The organism is Mycobacterium sp. TY814, assembly GCF_030755175.1.
Lineage (GTDB): Bacteria > Actinomycetota > Actinomycetes > Mycobacteriales > Mycobacteriaceae > Mycobacterium.
The window spans coordinates 312,962-329,260 of record NZ_JAUFRY010000003.1 but is presented as its reverse complement, the minus strand read 5'-3'; the positions used below and the strand labels follow the sequence as shown (position 1 = coordinate 329,260).

The following is a 16,299-nucleotide window of genomic DNA, read 5'->3' as shown; positions in this document are numbered from 1 at the left end:
GCAGATTGTCCCAGAAGCGGAACGCTCGACTGGAGCTGGGATACTTGCGGAGTGACCTCGGAGCCCCAGCCTGCCCCCAAGCCGGCCAAGCCGCGGTTGCTGCAGGACGGACGCGACATGTTCTGGTCGCTGCTGCCTCTGGTGATCGGGTGCATCGTGCTCGCAGGGATGGTCGGGATGTGCTCGATCGCCCCGGGTGGGACGAACCGGGGAAGGATCCCGTCCTACGACGCGGCCGCGGCGCTCAAGGCCGACGCCGCCACGCTCGGGTTCCCGATCCGGATGCCGCAACTGCCGCCGGGCTGGCAAGCCAACTCCGGCGGACGCGGCGGCATCGACGCCGGACGTAGCGACGCCTCGGCGGGCCAGCGGCTGCACGCGGCCACCTCGACCGTCGGCTACATCAGCCCGACCGGGATGTACCTGAGCCTGACCCAGAGCAATGCCGACGAGGACAAGCTGGTCGGCTCCATCCATTCCGGCATGTTTCCCAGCGGCACCGTTGACGTGAACGGCACCCGTTGGGTTATCTACCAGGGTGCCGACCAGAACGGCGCTGTCGAGCCGGTGTGGACCACCAGGCTCGCCAGCCCGGCCGGCCCGACCCAGGTGGCGATCACCGGTGCCGGCACACCGGATCAGTTCCGCACACTGGCGGTCGCGACGGAGTCGGCGCAGCCGTTACCGAGCCGTTAGGCCGATAGAAGGGACGTCTCTTGTGACCGCACCCGAAGCAGATCTCTCCGGGTGGTCGGCGGCGCCGTTCACCGGCGCCGGCTTCACCTACGACGTCTACCGCAAAGGATCGGGCCCCGGCGTCGTGCTGATCCCGGAGATGCCGGGTATCCATCCGGGGGTGCTGGGTCTGGGTAACCATCTGGTCGACAACGGGTTCACCGTGGCCATCCCGTCACTGTTCGGGCAGCCCGGCAAGGCGAAAACACCGGGCTACATCGTGGCCGAGATCAGCCGCGGCTGCGTGGCCAAGGAATTCGCCGCGATGGCCACCAACAAGGAGCGGCCGGTCTCGCTGTTTCTGCGCGCCCTGGCCCGCGACCTCAACGAGAAGACTCCCGGCAAGGGTGTCGGAGTGATCGGACAGTGTTTCACCGGCGGCTTCGCCCTGGCTGCCGCCGTCGATGACAGCGTGCTGGCCCCCGTGCTCAGCCAGCCCTCGGTGCCGTTCCCGCTCACCGCCAAGCACCGCCGCGATCCCGGAATGAGCGAGGCGGAGCTCAGGGTGGTGGCCGATCGTTGCGCCAATCACGACCTGTGCGCGCTGGGGCTGCGGTTCAGCGGCGACCGGATGGCTCCCGGCGAGCGCTTCAAGACGCTCAAGCAGCGGCTCGGCGACGCGTTCGAGGTGATCGAGATCGACTCCGGCCCGGGCAACGAGCACGGCTTCGGCCGCATGGCGCATTCGGTGCTCACCGACGAGGTCCGCGAGATCGACGGCCAGCCGGCCTACGAGGCGCGCAAGCGGGTGGTCGAATTCCTCAGGGAGCGGCTGAGTTAGCACTTGCGAAGAAGCGGGTGAGGTTCTGATGGAGAGTCGCTGCTTACCCGAAAATCGGGCGAGAACCGGAACCTTTCGGCAGGCACCCGCTCAGAATTGAGTAGTCGCATACTCAAGCCCCCCTCGTCGATCCGGGCGACACTCGTTTTGGCAACATTTGATCGCCGCACAAGACCGTGATCAGCATTGCGGGTCCATCTGAGCACGTTCCGATGAGCGAAGGGTGAGGACAGACATGTCGCTTGTAATCACCGCGCCAGGAATTATGGCGCAGGCAGCTGCGGACCTGGAGACAATTGGCTCAGCCCTCTACGAGGCGCACACGCTGGCAGCAGATTCAACCGCCGCGGTGCTGCCCGCCGCCGCCGACGAAGTATCGGCGAATATCGCACACGTGTTCTCCGATTACGGTAAAGAGTACCAACAACTGGCTGGGCAGGCCGCGGTGTTTCACGAGCAGTTTGCGCAGCATTTGAACGTGAGTGCGGGGATGTACGCCGGCGCGGAGGCCGTCAATGTAACGTTGTTGCAGCCCTTGGCTTCGATTTTGAACCCGATTATCGGATTTGAAGGCTTGCCGGCACCGCTCTACGATTTGTGGGCACCTCTTTCCTACCAGCTGGGCAAGGCAGTTTTCTTTGATAATCCTTTGGGTCCGTACCTGCTGGCTCCGGTGGGTATAGCTGCTGTTGTTTTCATCGTCGTGTTGGCTGTTTCGCTCCTCGTGTTTTTCTTATACGTCTTGCCGGTATTGTTGGAAGCCATTTCCCCTACCCTGAGGGCATTATCCTTTTCTCCTATTTTTGGTGCGTTAACCGCGATTGCCTGAGTGCTGTCGACTTTCGCGGAAGCCGGCCTCCGTGCACTGAGTGTGGATCCCCCGACGCGTCACCGGCGTGTCGCGTCGTCAGATTCACAGTCAGCGGCCCGGCCACGGCCACTTGCGTCGAGCGGGCTTGTCCTCGGGCACCGGTTTGAGCTCGACACCCTTGTAGACCGCGAGATAGACGTCGATGGTCGTGACGATGACGATCATCAGCACCGGGCCGATGATGATTCCCCACGGGCCGAACATCGAGATCCCGGAGAACACCGACAGCAACATCAGTGCCGAATTCAGCCGGGCATCCCGCGGCACCAGGATCGGCCGCAGGAAGTTGTCGATGTTGGTGACCACCACCAGGTGGAAGAGGACCACGAACAGCCCGCCGCCGATATTGCCGAACAGCATCATGCCCACCCCGAACGGGATGGTGATGATGCCGCCGCCCAGCGGGATGATCGACAACGCGGTCAGCACGATCGCGAAGATGAAGAAACCGTGGTGGAAGCCCGCGATATAGATCGACGCGGCGCCCGCGACACCCTGGCAGAAGGCGATGACGAACTGACCGTTGACGGTGCCGCGCACCATCGACCCCATCTTCTGCAGATACAGGTCGGTCACCTCGTCGCCGAGCGGGTTCAGCTGGCTGATCAATATCCGCATCCGGTCGCGGTGCACCAGCAGAGCGACGAACACGTACAGAAAGATGATGGCCGAGGTGATCATGCCGGCGAGGCTGCCCGCCGTGTTCTGCAGCACTCCCAGCAGCCAGTGGCCGACGTTCTGGGCGGCCGAGACCATCGCCTTGCGCAGCGTCTCCGCGGTGACGGTGACATGCACGAACGGCACCCGGGACAGGAACTCGTTAACCAGGTGCAGGGTCTTGTCGCCGAGGCTGCTCAGATCGGTCGAGCGGACCCATCCCGCCACCGAGTCGATCATCCGGGCGATCTGCACGATGGCCAGCGTCACCAGCAGTCCCACCGGCACGATCACAATGGCTAGTGCCGACAGCAGGGTGGCGGCCGCCGACAGACCAGTGCCCAGGCGCTTGTTGAACCAGTTGAACAGGGGCGTGAACAGATACGCGCCGACCGCGGCCACCACGATGAGGACGAAGTAGTTGCGCAGGAAGTACGCCCCGAACGCCAGGGCGACGAGGGTGAACACTGCCAGGGCGCGTTTCTGGGTGAGCGTGAATTCGGTGTTCATGCCTGGACCGAGACCGCCCTCCGCATCAGTGTTGAGGCAACTTTAGCGGCAGCGGGACCGAATCAGGGGTCAACTCCTTCAAAGCTTTTCAGCAGTTCCGGGTCCGGCAGCTCCATCTGTAGGTAGAGGTCGATGCGGGTGATCTGGCCGGTGTCGTTGAACCGGTAAACCGACAGGGAATTCACCACGCTGGTGAAATCGCCTACGGCACTGTGCTCTTCGAGCTCGAGGAAGATCAAGTCCGCAGCCTCGGTGAGCCGTCGAAAGGAGCACCGCCAGGTCGACGACGTCGCCCAAGTGGTCAGGAAGTCCGTGTACGCCGGCCAGTCCATCACCTCCTTGAACGCGCCCACCCGTTCGAATTCATCGACGGCGACGAGCTCGGCGAGAGCGCCCCAGTTCTGAACCCCGAAGCCGGGGCTTTTGGCTTCGTGCACAAGACGATCGACCGTCATGCAGTATTCGAGCACCGTGCGGGCGTGGCCGGTGTAGTCGCCGATGACGTCGGCTACCTGACGGTCGACCTGCTGGTTCACCGGGATTCCCCGGACTTCGCCAGCCGGAGTTCGAGCAGTTCCACGTATTCGCTGGTGCCCTGGAACGGGCCGTGTACGCCGATCGCGATATCGAGGAATGCGTTGTATTCGTCGTTGACGTGGGTCTCCCAGCGAGTCAGTTCACCCGCGTCATTGGTTTCGATGAAACTGTAGGAGTAGAAGCCCATCTGGACGCCGTCGGTGGTGTGCCCCTCCCACCGGGTTTTCATCACCAGCCCGTTGGCGGCGGGCCAGTATTTGAAGTCGCTGGGCTTCCAGTCCGGAAAGCTCAGCGAGTAGACCTTGGCTTCCAGCGTCGAAGCCCGTGCGGTGTCTTCGGGGAACTCGCTGAACCGGAACACCTGATCACCGGTGAAATACGGCGAGACGTAGACGCCGTCCTCGGCGAACGTCCACGCTTGCGCGAACGCCTCGCCGTTCTGCACCCCCTGGCGCAGGTATGCATCCCGATAGGCCTCGGCCATGCGGCCGTGATGGGCAATGCGCTCTTGCAGATTCATCGCTCTTCCTCCGTACTGCCGGCCATGTACCGGTCGATGACCGAGTGGTAGTGGCCGATGACGATCTCCTCGCGCACCAGGGACATGTGGTTCAGCCGGCTGTTGCGAAGCCCGAGCTGCTGGCGCGGCATCTGCTCGTAATCCTGTTGCAGCGCTTCGAAATACTTGTAACTACCCGGTTCGGTGACATCGGTCAGCTCGACGTGGAATGCGTCGCGGTGCTCGGCCGGCAGGAACATGTAACTGCTGACATGCCACAGGCACCGGTTCGGGTCGCCGTCAGGGTGTGGCACGGCCATGATCACGTGGCATTCGCCGGCGCGGACCGTCATGAAGTAATTCGGGAACAGCACCCAGCCCTGGTTGTCGCTCATCTGGTCGTCGGTCAGGGCGCTGACATCCAGGCCCATCGCGGTCAGCGTGTCACGCGTAGCCTGCTGCAACAACTTTCGCGCCGTGACATCGGCCGGGAAGTCGACGGACCCGTCCGCCCGCCGATACCCGGCGACCAGTTCCTGGAACCGCGGGATCACCGCAGCGGTGGACGGGAACGTCTCGGGCAGGTCCAGGATGCCCTCGACCTGCTTGTCCGCACTGGCGCCCCGAACCTCGAAGGGTGCCACTGCGACACAGTGGTTTTCGAAGAACCGGTAGCGCGTGGTGGCCGGGTCGATCGTCAGCACGCCGAGCAGCTGTGGGTGGATGCCGTTGATGTGATAGCCCTCCTCGAAGGCGTCCATGACGACCTTCCAGTTGCAGTCCAAGGGTTCCCGCACATCCATCACGGCGACCATCTCGTCCAGGTGGTAGGGCGCGAGCAGCTCGACCACCTCCGGCCCCAGGAACTCGCGCAGCGGCTGCGCGTTCGGGTCGGGGTTGATGAAAATGAATCCGGCGAAGGTGTCGACCGGCACCTGCAGCAGCGAGTTCTCGCCCTTGTCGATCGGGCCGGCCAGACTCTCGCGCAGCATGCCCCGCAGTCGCCCGTCCAGGTCGTAGGACCACAGGTGGTACTGACAGAGCAGTCCGCGCTTGGCATTTCCGGTTCGGCCCGTGCACAGCGTGTTGCCGCGATGCCGGCAGGCGTTGACGAATCCACGGAGCGTGCCGTCTTTGCCATGGACGATGAGGAACGACTGGTCGAGTATCCGGTACTGCTTCCAGTCGCCGACCCTGGGAAGCTCGTCGACCCGGCCCGCAATCTGCCAGACCCGCATCCAGATCCGCTCGCGCTCCACCGCCGCGTATTCGGCCGAGGTGTATCGGTCGGTGGAAATCCGCAGGTTGAATGTGTCGCCGCCGATGTCGGCCAGTCCGAGGCCCAGGCCCGAGTGGGGGTCAACCCACCGTCCCGGCCGAAGTGCTTGTGTCAACGCTGCACGCTCCTTGTCTGGAAGCACCGGTGATCCCGAACACTAGAATACATTCGCGTATAATTTATACAAGGCCGTATATGAATGACGCCGATGTATATCGTCGATGTGGAAGGATCGGACCGTGCCGCAGCGGTGGACCCGGGAGCGACGTCTGGAGCACACCCGGAACCTGTTGCTGGACGCGGCGGAGGAAGTTTTCGCGCGCGAGGGACTGGTGGGGTCGGCACTGGAAGACATCGCCGAGGCCGCGGGCTACACGCGAGGAGCGATCTACTCCCACTTCGGGACGAAGGAAGAACTTTTCCTGGCCGTCATCGAGCGCCAGCGCCAGCGATTCCTGGACGGGTTCACCGCGGTCATCGAATCTTTCCACCGGCGCAGCGACATCGATCTGGACGAACTCGCCAACCGGTGGCGGGACATGAGCCAGGGCACCGACCGCGCTGCGCTGGGATACGAATTCACGCTCTTCCTGCTGCGCAATCCGCAGGCGCGGGAGCGACTCGCCGAGCAGAGATGGGAGACGGTGCGGTCGCTGGGAGAGTTCATCAGCACCAACGTGGCACGCCTTGGCGCGACGCTGACCATGCCGGCCGAAACGCTGGCCCGGGTGATTCTGGCCGTCAATGACGGCATCACTCTCGGCAGTCATCTTGACGGGGAAGACCTCTATCGCCCGTACCTCGAGCTGATCGTCTCCAGCATCGGCGGCCGGTGATTAAAGTGGTTTGGACGCTTCAGCCGTGGTCAACGGATGTCTGGGGCGGTGCACGGGAAGAGGAGTTCGAGCGCGATGGCGACCGAGGTAGTCGAAACCGGATATGGCCCGGTCCGGGGTGGCGACGACGGTCGCGTCAAGTTCTGGAAAGGCGTCCGGTACGCGGCACCGCCGCTGGGTGACCTGCGTTTCCGGGCGCCCGAGCCCCCGCAGCGGTGGACCGAGGTCGCCGACGCCACCGAATACGGCCCGGCCTGCCCTCAGCCGGTGGTCCCGAGGATGCCCCTGGATCTGGGGGCGCCGCTGGGTGAGGACTGCCTGCGGCTGAACATCTGGGCACCACGGGATGCACAGCCCGGTGCCGGGAAGCCCGTGATGGTGTGGCTGCACGGCGGCGCGTACGTACTGGGTTCGGGCAGCCAGCCGCTCTACGACGGCCGCGCGCTGGCGGGCACCGGTGACGTCATCGTGGTCACGCTCAACTACCGGATCGGCGCGCTGGGATTCCTGGACCTGTCGTCGTTCACTACCGGGCAGCGACGTTTCGACTCGAACATCGGGCTGCGTGACGTGCTGGCCGCGCTGGTGTGGGTTCGCGACAACATCGCGGCGTTCGGCGGTGACCCGGCCAACGTCACCGTCTTCGGCGAATCCGCGGGCGCCGGCCTGGTCACCACGCTGCTCGCCTGCCCGGCCGCCGAGGGTCTGTTCGTGCGCGCGATCGCGCAGAGTTCCCCGGCCACCTCGGTGTACGACCGGGAGCGGGGGCACCGGGTCGCCCTCACCCTGTTGGAGAAGCTGGATATCGGCGCATCGGAGCTACAGAAGCTGATCGAGGTGCCCACCGAGGCGCTGGTCGCGGCCACGCAGGAAGTGTTCAACGAAGTGCCCGTGCGCAATCCCGGCACGCTGGCCTTCGTCCCGATCGTCGACGGAGACCTGCTGCAGGACTATCCCGTCAAGCTGGCGCAGGAAGGACGGTTGTTGCCCGTCCCGTTGGTGATCGGGACCAACAAGAACGAGGCGGCGCTGTTCAAGTTGATGCGCTCGCCGCTGATGCCGATCACCCCGCGCGCCATCACGTCGATGTTCGACCAGATCGCCGCCGAGCAGCCCGACCTACAGCTGCCGACCGTGGACGAGATCGGGTCGGCATACTCGGGCCGGCACAAGTCCCGGGTGGTGAGCATGGCGACCGACATCGGTTTCCGGTTGCCGACGATGTGGCTGGCTCAGGGGCACAGCGCGGTGGCGCCGGTGTACCTGTACCGGTTCGACTACTCGACACCGCTGTTCAAGCTGCTTCTGGTGCGCGCCGCCCATGCCACCGAATTGCCCTACGTCTGGGGCACTCTCGGCGGCCCCCAGGATGTGACGCTCAAGCTCGGCGGGGCGCGAACCGCGACGGCGGTGTCCACGCGGATGCAGACCCGGTGGATCAATTTCGCCACCGACGGTGAGCCGGCCGGCCCGTCCGGTGAACTGCCGTGGCCGCGCTACGACGAGACTGACCGGGCGTGCCTGGTCATCGACAAGGTCGACACCATCAGGCGCGACGTCGACGCGCGGATCCGGGATGCCTGGGGCGCTGAGATGGTGAGCTTCCGGTAATCGCCCGCTATTTCTTCGCTTTCGCCTCGGCCTTCATCTTGTGGAACAGGTCGACGTAGTACGGCAGGCATTCTTTGAGCGCCTGTTCGGTGGTGAACAGGGGCTCATAGCCCAGGTCGCGGCGGGCCTTATCGATCGAGAAGTAGTTGTTGATGGCCACCCGCTCGATCGCCAACGGCTCGAGAAGTGGTGCGGGAGCACCGAATTGGAAGTGCAGCCGTTGCCATGCCGTCATCGCCAGGCGCACTGGTGGTGCCGGAATCCGTATGGTGGGCCATTTCTCGCCGCACGCCTCCACCACCGGGCGGGCGAACTCGAACATGTTGATCGGTTCGCCGTCGTTGATGAAGTACGCCTGACCGGGCGCGCTGCCGCCCGGCACCAGGTGCTCGCCGGCCAGGATGAAGCCGTGAATCAGATTGTGCACGTACGAGTTGTCCAGCTTCACCGACTTGGGCCCGACCAGGACCTTGGTGTGGCCCTTGATCACGCTTTCGAAGAGCTTGCGGAACATCGTCTGGTCACCGGTGCCCCAGATGCCGCTGGGCCGGATCGAGCAGGTGAGCATCCCGTCGACACCGTTCTGGGACAGCACGTACTTCTCGGCGGCCACCTTGGTCTCGGTGTACAGATCGTTGAACCGCTTGGTGTAGGGCATCGTCTCGTCGCCGTTGGCGATGTTCTGGCCTTCCATCACCACGCTGTTGGAGGCGGTGTAGACGAACCGTTTGACGCCGGCCTTCTGGCCGGCTTCCACCAAGTTCTGAGTGCCGCCGAGGTTGACCGAGAAACTGCGCTGCCGGTATTCCTCGGTCACCGATGCGCCGCCCATCAAGTCGATGATGGCCGCGGTGTGGATGATCGTGTCGATGCCGTCGACCGCCGCTTCGCAGACCGCCTTGTCGGTGATGTCGCCCTGCAGCACTTCCAGTTTCGGGTGCTGCGGCAACGGCGAGGGGGCGCGGTCGAAGGAGCGGACCCGATGGCCCCGCTCCAACAAGGTCTTCACCAGGTTGGCGCCGACGAAGCCGGAGCCTCCGGTGACCAGGACGCTGCCGAGGTCGGTTGTCAGTGATGGATCACCCATGCCGGAGAGAATAACTGAAACGTGTTCCAGTTCGGAACCAAGTTAGCGGACGAGTTTTGCTGACGTCAGCTTTCCGCGGCGTCGCCGGAGGCCAGGGCGTCGGTGATGCGTTGGCGGGCGCCAGCTAAGTGCTCTTCGCACCGTTTGGCTAGTTGCTCGCCCCTTTCCCAGAGCTTCAGCGACGCGTCGAGATCGAGCCCGCCCTGCTCGAGAAGTCGCACCACTTCGATTAGCTCATCTCGGCAATTTTCATAGCCAAGCTGACTAATAGGCGTAATCGGCGACGCCTTCTGCTGGTCGTCAGGAACCATCGGAACGCCCTTCACTCACCGCGGTGACGGCGCCGTCGGCGACCCGCACCCGCAGCCTGGTGCCGGCCGGCGCGTCGTCGACGGAACGCAGGATCTGCCCGTCCTCGTGTGACGGGTCTTCGGACAGGACCTGGACCACGGCATAGCCGCGGGCCAGAGTGGCCGCCGGGCCCAGGGTGGACAGCCGCGCGCTCAGGTGGCCGACCCGCTCGGTCTCCACCGCGACCATGCGGTTGATGTCGCGGCGCAGCGCGGTTCGGGCACGGTGCACCTCGTCGCTGCGGCTGGTGACCATCCGCAGCGGGTCGGCCAGCACCGGACGGCTGCGCAACTGGGCCAGCGACCGCTCCTCCCGGGACACCCAGTTGCGCAGCGCCTGGGCATTGCGCCGGCGCAGGTCGGCAATCAGGCGTTGTTCGGCCGAGGTATCGGGGACCACCTTCTTCGCCGCGTCGGTCGGGGTGGCGGCGCGCAAGTCGGCCACCAGATCGCAGAGCGGATTGTCCGGCTCGTGCCCCACGGCGCTGATCACCGGTGTGCGACAGGCCGAGATTGCCCGGCACAGGGTCTCGTCGGAGAACGGCAGCAGGTCCTCCACGCTGCCGCCGCCACGGGCGATCACGATCACGTCGACCTCGGGGTGCCCGTCGAGTTCGCGCAGCGCCTCGACGACCTGCGCGACGGCGTTCACCCCCTGCACGGCGGCGTGGCGGATCGCGAATCGCACTGCGGGCCAGCGTGCTTCGGCCACCGTCGTGACATCGCGCTCGGCGTGGCTGGCCCGGCTGGTGATCAACCCGATCATGTTGGGCAGGAACGGGATCGGGCGCTTGAGTCGGGGGTCGAACAAACCCTCGGCGTCCAGCAGCCGGCGTAACCGCTCGATGCGGGCCAGCAGCTCACCCACACCGACGGCGCGAATTTCGCTGAGCCGCAACGAGAATGTGCCGCGGCCGGTATAGAAGGACGGCTTACCGCAGACCACCACCTGGGTGCCCTCGGTCAGACGCACCGGCGCGTTGAGCACCAGATCACGCGAACACGTGACGGTGAGGGACATATCGGCCGCCGGGTCGCGCAACACCATGAATACGGTGCCGGAGTTGGGCCGCATGTTGATCTGGGCCAGTTGGCCCTCCACCCAGACCGTGCCCAGCTTGTCGATCCAGCCCGCCACCCGGATGGCGACCGCGCGAACCGGGAACGGATTCTCAGCCGAGTTAGCGACGGCGCCGCTCACTTCGCGGTCGCGCGGGTGATCCTGTTGGCGAGCAGCGTCTGGAACGGTGCGCGGGCCTTGGTGGCCTGCTCGTAAGCCAGCAGGGCTTCGAGGTCGGCGACATCCAGCGACTGCAGGCGGGCGCGCAACTGCGCCAGAGTGAGCTGGGGGTAGTCGAGTTCGTTAGCTACCGCGGGTGCCGGGACGCTAGCCGCCGCGGCCGACTTCTGGCGCGTCGAGACCGGTTGGGTCGGGGCATCCGGGGAGCCGGACTCGGCGGTGTCGGACACCGAGTACAACGCGAACCGGCCCTCGGCGCGGCGTTCCTCGACGCCGTCAACCGGAAGGCTCGAGAACCCGCCGGCGCCGCCGTCGATAACTTCCAGATCCTCGTCGAAGGTGGCCCACTCGGGTTGCTCGTCCTTGGGCGGGAAGATGTTCTCCAGTGTCGTGTCACCCTTGATGACCAGCTCGGCGAGGTTCTGCTGAAAACGCATCACCAGGTGCGCCGCCTGGCTGGCCAGCGTCATCGGGTACATCAGGATGGTTCGCGGGAGCCGCATCGTCTCCTCGACGGCGACTGTTGCCGCGCCGACGAGCAGCCGAACCCCGTACGGTGCAGTAGCCATGCGTCCCAGCCTGCCTCAAGCAGCGGCTAACTCCAAGCTGGCGGCCATGAAATAGCGGATCCGTGTCGGTGGAACGTACCCTGATGGGCATGGCGCCGACTATTGACATGGGGATTCCCGGTGCGGTGAGTTCGGTGGCTTCCGAGGGCACGCCGGATCGCAAGCGGGTGCTGCTGGCCGAGCCACGCGGCTACTGCGCGGGGGTGGACCGGGCCGTGGAGACGGTGGAGCGTGCGCTGGAGAAGCACGGCGCTCCCGTCTACGTGCGGCACGAGATCGTGCACAACCGGCATGTGGTGGACACGCTGGCCAGGGCGGGCGCGGTCTTCGTCGAGGAGACCGACCAGGTCCCGGAGGGCGCCATCGTCGTCTTCTCCGCGCACGGCGTCGCCCCGACGGTCTACGAGGCCGCTGCCGAACGCAACCTGCAGACCATCGACGCCACCTGCCCACTGGTCACCAAGGTGCACAACGAGGCCAAGCGCTTCGCCCGTGCCGACTACGACATCCTGTTGATCGGTCACGAGGGTCACGAGGAGGTCGTCGGCACGGCCGGGGAAGCTCCCGACCATGTGCAGTTGGTCGACGGTGTCGAGGCCGTCGACAAGGTCACCATCCGTGACGAGGACAAGGTGGTGTGGCTCTCCCAGACCACCCTGTCGGTCGACGAGACCATGGAGATCGTCGAGCGGCTGCGGCAGCGTTTCCCCAAAATGCAGGATCCGCCCAGTGACGACATCTGCTACGCGACGCAGAACCGCCAGGTCGCGGTCAAGGCGATGGCGCCCGAATGCGAGCTGGTGATCGTCGTCGGGTCCCGTAACTCGTCGAACTCGGTGCGCCTGGTCGAAGTGGCGCTGAATGCGGGGTCGCGCGCGGCGCACCTGGTGGACTGGGCTGACGACATCGACCCGGCCTGGCTGGACGGCGTCACCACCGTCGGCGTGACGTCCGGGGCGTCGGTACCCGAAGTGCTGGTCAGCGGAGTGCTGGAGCGGTTGGCCGAGTACGGCTACGACATGGTGCAGCCGGTGACGACGGCCAACGAGACGCTGGTGTTCGCGCTGCCCCGGGAAATCCGGCCGGCCCGGCCGCGCGCGTAGCCGACCTACTCCCAGGACTCCGGCTGCGGGCGGCGCGGCGTGCGCGGCCGGCTCCGGCGGTCCGAACGCGGTTCGTCACGGCGTTCGTCGCGCGGTTCGCTGCGCGGAGCCTCGCCGCGGTAGCGAACCTGGGAAATCGGGTGGTGCGTCGGATTGGCGCCGTTAGACCCGTTGGTGCGCCTGCTGCGCGACTCGTACGGCGGCTCATAGGGCGGGTAGGGCTCGTAGCCGCTCCCGCGGCGCTCGTGGCGGCTGCGGCGCTCACCACGTTCGGAGGGCTGGGAGGGCTGGGGCCGTTCGTAGCTTTCGTACGGGTTGAACCGGCTGCTGCGGGGCTCAGGCCGCTCGTAGGACCGCTCAGTCGGCCTTTCGGTCGAGCGCGGCCGCTCATAGGGGCTGCGCCGCGGGTGCGGCTCGCGGCGCATTTCCCGGGGCGGGTGTGCCCCCAGGTCCGAATCGCCGTCCGGGCGCCGGCGACGCGGCCGCGGCGGCACGTCGGACCGGTCGTACTCGGTGGTGTCGGCAGGCGGAACCGTGCTCCTGCGGCTACTGCGGCGCGGACGTTCCCCGCCCGGTTCGTAGGCGTCCTCCGGTCGTGCGTGCCGCGACCGGGTGCGGGCCGGGCGCTGCGCCGAGCGGCTGGTGCTCCGGGTGGTCCGGCTGGTGCGGGCGGCGCGGCCTTTCGAGTGGGCCGGCGCCGCGTCCGCGTCGGGGTCGTCGTAGGAGTCGCCGGCCAACAGTGAGCTCAGTTTGGCGACGAACCCGCTGAGCAAGGGCGGCCGATCCGCCGGGGTGTCTTTCGTCGCCGCATCCGCGCCTTCGACGGCGGTCCGGCTGTTCTTGCCCAGGTACCAGCGGATCAGGCCGATCAGCAGGATGAATCCTGCGGTGCCCAGCATCAGCGGGAAGCGCTCGATGAGCGGATAACCGCAGTTGATCAACAGGTCCTTGAATTTGTCCACCTTGCCGCCGTGGAACAGCCAGTAAGCGCCGGGCACGGTGCAGAACAGGATCAGTGGCGGCTGGATGACCGCGGTGAACACGGCCGCCTGCCGTACCGCCAGGACGGCCGCCACGCAGCCGGCGATGTACAGGCTGGCGAAAGTGTGGGTCAGCTCCTTGTGGCCGGCGTCGAACGCGTACCCCAAAGCCGTTGCTCCAACGGCGATGAGAACCGCCGCCCACCACGGCACACCTGGGATGCTGGGCACGATGGAGCGGTGGCTTGCCTCCACCGCCGCTCTCTCCCGCTGCGCTGACACATAATGACCGTACCGGCTGTCCGGCCAAAGGCCCGTATATCGCTGGACAGCGATCGCTGGCGTGCCCCCTAAACTTGGTTTCCCGTGAGCCTAAGCCTGGGAATCGTGGGTCTGCCCAACGTCGGAAAATCGACCTTGTTCAATGCGCTGACCCGCAACAACGTGTTGGCGGCCAACTATCCGTTCGCAACGATCGAACCCAACGAGGGTGTGGTCTCGCTGCCGGATCCGCGCCTGGACAAGCTGGCAGAGCTTTTCGGATCTGCTCGCGTCGTGCCGGCGCCGGTGACCTTCACCGACATCGCCGGGCTGGTCAAAGGGGCGTCGGAGGGCGCCGGACTGGGCAACAAGTTCCTCGCCCATATCCGCGAATGCGACGCGATCTGTCAGGTGGTGCGGGTGTTCGCCGACGACGATGTGACGCATGTCTCCGGCAAGGTCGACCCCCGCTCCGACATCGAGATCGTGGAGACCGAGCTAATCCTGGCGGACCTGCAAACGCTGGAGCGCGCCCTGCCCAGGCTGGAGAAGGAAGCGCGCACCAACAAGGAGCGCAAACCGGTGCACGAGGCCGCCGTCGCGGCACAGCAGATCCTCGACAGCGGCAAGACGCTGTTTGCTGCGCAGGTGGACACATCTTTGCTGCGCGAGCTGAACCTGCTGACCACCAAGCCGTTTCTGTACGTGTTCAACGCCGACGAGTCGGTGTTGACCGATGCCGCACGCATCGCCGAGTTACGCGAGCTCGTCGCACCCGCGGATGCCGTGTTCCTGGATGCCGCAATCGAATCCGAGCTCATCGAACTCGACGACGAGTCCGCGGCGGAACTGCTGGAGTCCATCGGCCAGACCGAGCGCGGCCTGGATGCGTTGGCGCGCGCCGGATTTCATACGTTGAAGCTGCAGACCTACCTGACCGCGGGCCCGAAGGAGGCGCGCGCCTGGACGATTCACCAGGGCGACACCGCGCCCAAGGCGGCCGGCGTGATCCACACGGACTTCGAGAAGGGCTTCATCAAGGCCGAGATCGTCTCCTACGACGACCTCATCGCGGCCGGGTCGATGGCGGCGGCCAAGGCGGCCGGCAAGGTCCGGATGGAAGGCAAGGACTACGTGATGGCCGACGGGGACGTGGTGGAATTCCGGTTCAACGTTTAAACATGCAGGTTAACGCTGGTCTAACCGCTATCGGTCCGCGCTGGGTCCGCAGCGGTTGCCAGCGCATCGGCGAACATCGCCGCCGCAGCCTTCCGGGTCCGGTCCTCTGCGTTCGGCCAGCGGTGCGCGTAAGTCGCGAGGGTGACGGTAGGGGATTTGTGGCCCATTGCCCGCTGGACCGTCACCACGTCGCACCCCTCGGCGATCAGGCCCGACGCGAAAAAATGCCGAAGATCATGAAGCCGGTAATCCACTCCTGCCGACGCCTTCGCCTTACGCCACAGGTACCCAACGGAATTCTGGTGTAGCGGGTGTTCACCCTCGCCGGGGAATAGCCAGCGGTTTGGATCGTCGCCGGGTACCTGGACCCGGACATGTTCGCTGAGAAGTTGAATCAGCCCTTCGGGTGCGTACACGGTCCGGTTGCTGCCGTACTTGGGTGGCCGGATCTCCACTTGCTTTCCGTTGACGCGCTGGACTTGCCGGTCCACGCGGATTTCCTTGCGAATGAAGTCGATATCGGAGACCTTGAGTGCCGCAGCCTCACCTAAGCGAAGGCCCGCGAAGGCGCACAGGCCGATGAACGCTGTGAACTTTTCGGGGGATTTCCGGAGTAGTGCGCCGACCTCGCCAGCGTCGGGGATCATTAGCCCATCGTCGTCGGTACCCTCCGGCCGATTGAGGCGGGGGAGTCGAACGTTCAGTGTCACGTCGAACGGGATGGCCCGATCAGCCACCGCCGCACGAATCACTGACCGTACGTTGCCGAAGCGGGTGCGGATCGTGCTCGGCTCTAATTCCCTTTCCTGCATAGCTTTTATCCATGATTGGATATGCGAGGGGCGTAGCCGCTCTAGTTCGATGTTGCCGAAGGTGACCGTTCCGGCAGCTAGGTTCATGGCTTTGACGGTGCCCGCCGTCCATGGCTGATCAGGGGACCACTGGTCGTAGAATTCGCTGAATGTGATGCGGCCGTTGCGGTTTGCGTATTCGCCCCGGGCAACCGACTTGAGGTGTTGCTTGGCGGCACGCTCACTAGCGAAGCTGGCCGAACACTCCCGCCCATCGTCGTTCACCCAGCGGGCCCGGTACTGCTTGCCGGTTCCCCGGCGGGGTTTGGGGTTGCCGTCGCGGTCGTGCCAGCGGTCCTCGACGTAGCCAATGGCGGAGGGTAGGCGTTTGCTGGTCATGCTGAAATCGTAGGTTGTACGTCA

Annotated in this window: 17 protein-coding genes; 7 read left to right on the top strand and 10 right to left on the bottom strand. The window is 65.4% G+C overall.

The features are described 5' to 3' along the window. The first annotated feature begins 51 nt into the window (after window positions 1–51). The 3 genes from QXH22_RS22805 to QXH22_RS22795 all read left to right on the top strand — a co-directional run bounded on the left by QXH22_RS22805 (window position 52) and on the right by QXH22_RS22795 (window position 2,345). On the top strand, window positions 52–696 hold the full coding sequence (locus tag QXH22_RS22805; RefSeq protein ID WP_306245654.1) for a DUF4245 domain-containing protein: 645 nt from the start codon (window positions 52–54) through the stop codon (window positions 694–696). A gap of 22 nt (window positions 697–718) precedes the next feature. Continuing rightward, the gene (locus QXH22_RS22800) at window positions 719–1,516 is read left to right on the top strand and encodes a dienelactone hydrolase family protein (RefSeq protein WP_306277089.1); all 798 of its coding nucleotides are present in this window, start codon (window positions 719–721) and stop codon (window positions 1,514–1,516) included. A gap of 235 nt (window positions 1,517–1,751) precedes the next feature. Further along, the gene (locus QXH22_RS22795) at window positions 1,752–2,345 is read left to right on the top strand and encodes a PE family protein (RefSeq protein WP_306277088.1); all 594 of its coding nucleotides are present in this window, start codon (window positions 1,752–1,754) and stop codon (window positions 2,343–2,345) included. A 90-nt stretch (window positions 2,346–2,435) separates the two neighbouring features. Here QXH22_RS22795 and QXH22_RS22790 read toward each other — a convergent pair whose 3' ends face one another. From QXH22_RS22790 to QXH22_RS22775, 4 genes are all read right to left on the bottom strand, one after another. Beyond that, a complete protein-coding gene (locus QXH22_RS22790; protein ID WP_306277087.1) occupies window positions 2,436–3,554 on the bottom strand; it encodes an AI-2E family transporter in 1,119 nt (372 codons plus the stop codon). Between the two features lie 62 nt (window positions 3,555–3,616). Then, window positions 3,617–4,090, bottom strand: a complete 474-nt coding sequence (locus tag QXH22_RS22785; RefSeq protein WP_306245650.1) for a hypothetical protein — start codon at window positions 4,088–4,090, stop codon at window positions 3,617–3,619. Then, window positions 4,087–4,611, bottom strand: a complete 525-nt coding sequence (locus QXH22_RS22780; RefSeq protein ID WP_306245649.1) for a hypothetical protein — start codon at window positions 4,609–4,611, stop codon at window positions 4,087–4,089. The genes QXH22_RS22785 and QXH22_RS22780 overlap by 4 nt, the downstream gene beginning before the upstream one ends. Beyond that, complete coding sequence (locus QXH22_RS22775) at window positions 4,608–5,984, bottom strand: aromatic ring-hydroxylating dioxygenase subunit alpha (protein WP_306277086.1); 1,377 nt, start codon at window positions 5,982–5,984, stop codon at window positions 4,608–4,610. The genes QXH22_RS22780 and QXH22_RS22775 overlap by 4 nt, the downstream gene beginning before the upstream one ends. A gap of 124 nt (window positions 5,985–6,108) precedes the next feature. Here QXH22_RS22775 and QXH22_RS22770 point away from each other — a divergent pair, with 124 nt between their 5' ends. Together QXH22_RS22770 and QXH22_RS22765 are read left to right on the top strand one after the other, a co-directional pair. Then, a complete protein-coding gene (locus QXH22_RS22770) occupies window positions 6,109–6,705 on the top strand; it encodes a TetR/AcrR family transcriptional regulator (protein WP_306277085.1) in 597 nt (198 codons plus the stop codon). 75 nt (window positions 6,706–6,780) lie between these two features. Beyond that, the gene (locus tag QXH22_RS22765) at window positions 6,781–8,316 is read left to right on the top strand and encodes a carboxylesterase/lipase family protein (protein WP_306277084.1); all 1,536 of its coding nucleotides are present in this window, start codon (window positions 6,781–6,783) and stop codon (window positions 8,314–8,316) included. 7 nt (window positions 8,317–8,323) lie between these two features. Here the strand turns inward: QXH22_RS22765 and QXH22_RS22760 are convergent, their stop codons facing one another. The 4 genes from QXH22_RS22760 to QXH22_RS22745 are packed head-to-tail and all read right to left on the bottom strand — an operon-like array spanning window position 8,324 to window position 11,562. Then, on the bottom strand, window positions 8,324–9,415 hold the full coding sequence (locus QXH22_RS22760) for an NAD-dependent epimerase/dehydratase family protein (protein WP_306246448.1): 1,092 nt from the start codon (window positions 9,413–9,415) through the stop codon (window positions 8,324–8,326). A 53-nt stretch (window positions 9,416–9,468) separates the two neighbouring features. Beyond that, window positions 9,469–9,714 (bottom strand): exodeoxyribonuclease VII small subunit, encoded by a 246-nt coding sequence (locus tag QXH22_RS22755; RefSeq protein ID WP_306245645.1) that lies wholly within the window; start codon window positions 9,712–9,714, stop codon window positions 9,469–9,471. Next, complete coding sequence (gene xseA / locus QXH22_RS22750; protein ID WP_306245644.1) at window positions 9,704–10,954, bottom strand: exodeoxyribonuclease VII large subunit; 1,251 nt, start codon at window positions 10,952–10,954, stop codon at window positions 9,704–9,706. Before xseA ends, QXH22_RS22755 begins: the two co-directional genes overlap by 11 nt. Then, window positions 10,951–11,562, bottom strand: a complete 612-nt coding sequence (locus QXH22_RS22745; protein ID WP_306277083.1) for a lipid droplet-associated protein — start codon at window positions 11,560–11,562, stop codon at window positions 10,951–10,953. Before QXH22_RS22745 ends, xseA begins: the two co-directional genes overlap by 4 nt. Window positions 11,563–11,651: 89 nt before the next feature. Between QXH22_RS22745 and QXH22_RS22740 the strand changes: the two genes are divergently transcribed. Next, window positions 11,652–12,665 (top strand): 4-hydroxy-3-methylbut-2-enyl diphosphate reductase, encoded by a 1,014-nt coding sequence (locus tag QXH22_RS22740; protein WP_306245642.1) that lies wholly within the window; start codon window positions 11,652–11,654, stop codon window positions 12,663–12,665. A gap of 5 nt (window positions 12,666–12,670) precedes the next feature. On the opposite strand, the gene QXH22_RS22735 is transcribed toward QXH22_RS22740, so the two are convergent. After that, entirely contained in the window at window positions 12,671–13,927 is a 1,257-nt protein-coding gene (locus tag QXH22_RS22735; protein WP_306245641.1) for a DUF6542 domain-containing protein, read from the bottom strand. Window positions 13,928–14,011: 84 nt separating this feature from the next. Here QXH22_RS22735 and ychF point away from each other — a divergent pair, with 84 nt between their 5' ends. After that, window positions 14,012–15,085 (top strand): redox-regulated ATPase YchF, encoded by a 1,074-nt coding sequence (gene ychF / locus QXH22_RS22730; protein WP_306277082.1) that lies wholly within the window; start codon window positions 14,012–14,014, stop codon window positions 15,083–15,085. 20 nt (window positions 15,086–15,105) lie between these two features. On the opposite strand, the gene QXH22_RS22725 is transcribed toward ychF, so the two are convergent. Then, complete coding sequence (locus QXH22_RS22725; RefSeq protein WP_306277081.1) at window positions 15,106–16,275, bottom strand: site-specific integrase; 1,170 nt, start codon at window positions 16,273–16,275, stop codon at window positions 15,106–15,108. Window positions 16,276–16,299: the final 24 nt, after the last annotated feature.

Coding starts and splice junctions, on each gene's coding strand:
- QXH22_RS22795 (WP_306277088.1), top strand. CDS start 1,752: ATGTCGCTTGTAATCACCGCGCCAGGAATTATGGCGCAGGCAGCTGCG.
- QXH22_RS22790 (WP_306277087.1), bottom strand. CDS start 3,554: ATGAACACCGAATTCACGCTCACCCAGAAACGCGCCCTGGCAGTGTTC.
- QXH22_RS22780 (WP_306245649.1), bottom strand. CDS start 4,611: ATGAATCTGCAAGAGCGCATTGCCCATCACGGCCGCATGGCCGAGGCC.
- QXH22_RS22765 (WP_306277084.1), top strand. CDS start 6,781: ATGGCGACCGAGGTAGTCGAAACCGGATATGGCCCGGTCCGGGGTGGC.
- QXH22_RS22755 (WP_306245645.1), bottom strand. CDS start 9,714: ATGGTTCCTGACGACCAGCAGAAGGCGTCGCCGATTACGCCTATTAGT.
- QXH22_RS22745 (WP_306277083.1), bottom strand. CDS start 11,562: ATGGCTACTGCACCGTACGGGGTTCGGCTGCTCGTCGGCGCGGCAACA.
- QXH22_RS22740 (WP_306245642.1), top strand. CDS start 11,652: ATGGCGCCGACTATTGACATGGGGATTCCCGGTGCGGTGAGTTCGGTG.
- QXH22_RS22725 (WP_306277081.1), bottom strand. CDS start 16,275: ATGACCAGCAAACGCCTACCCTCCGCCATTGGCTACGTCGAGGACCGC.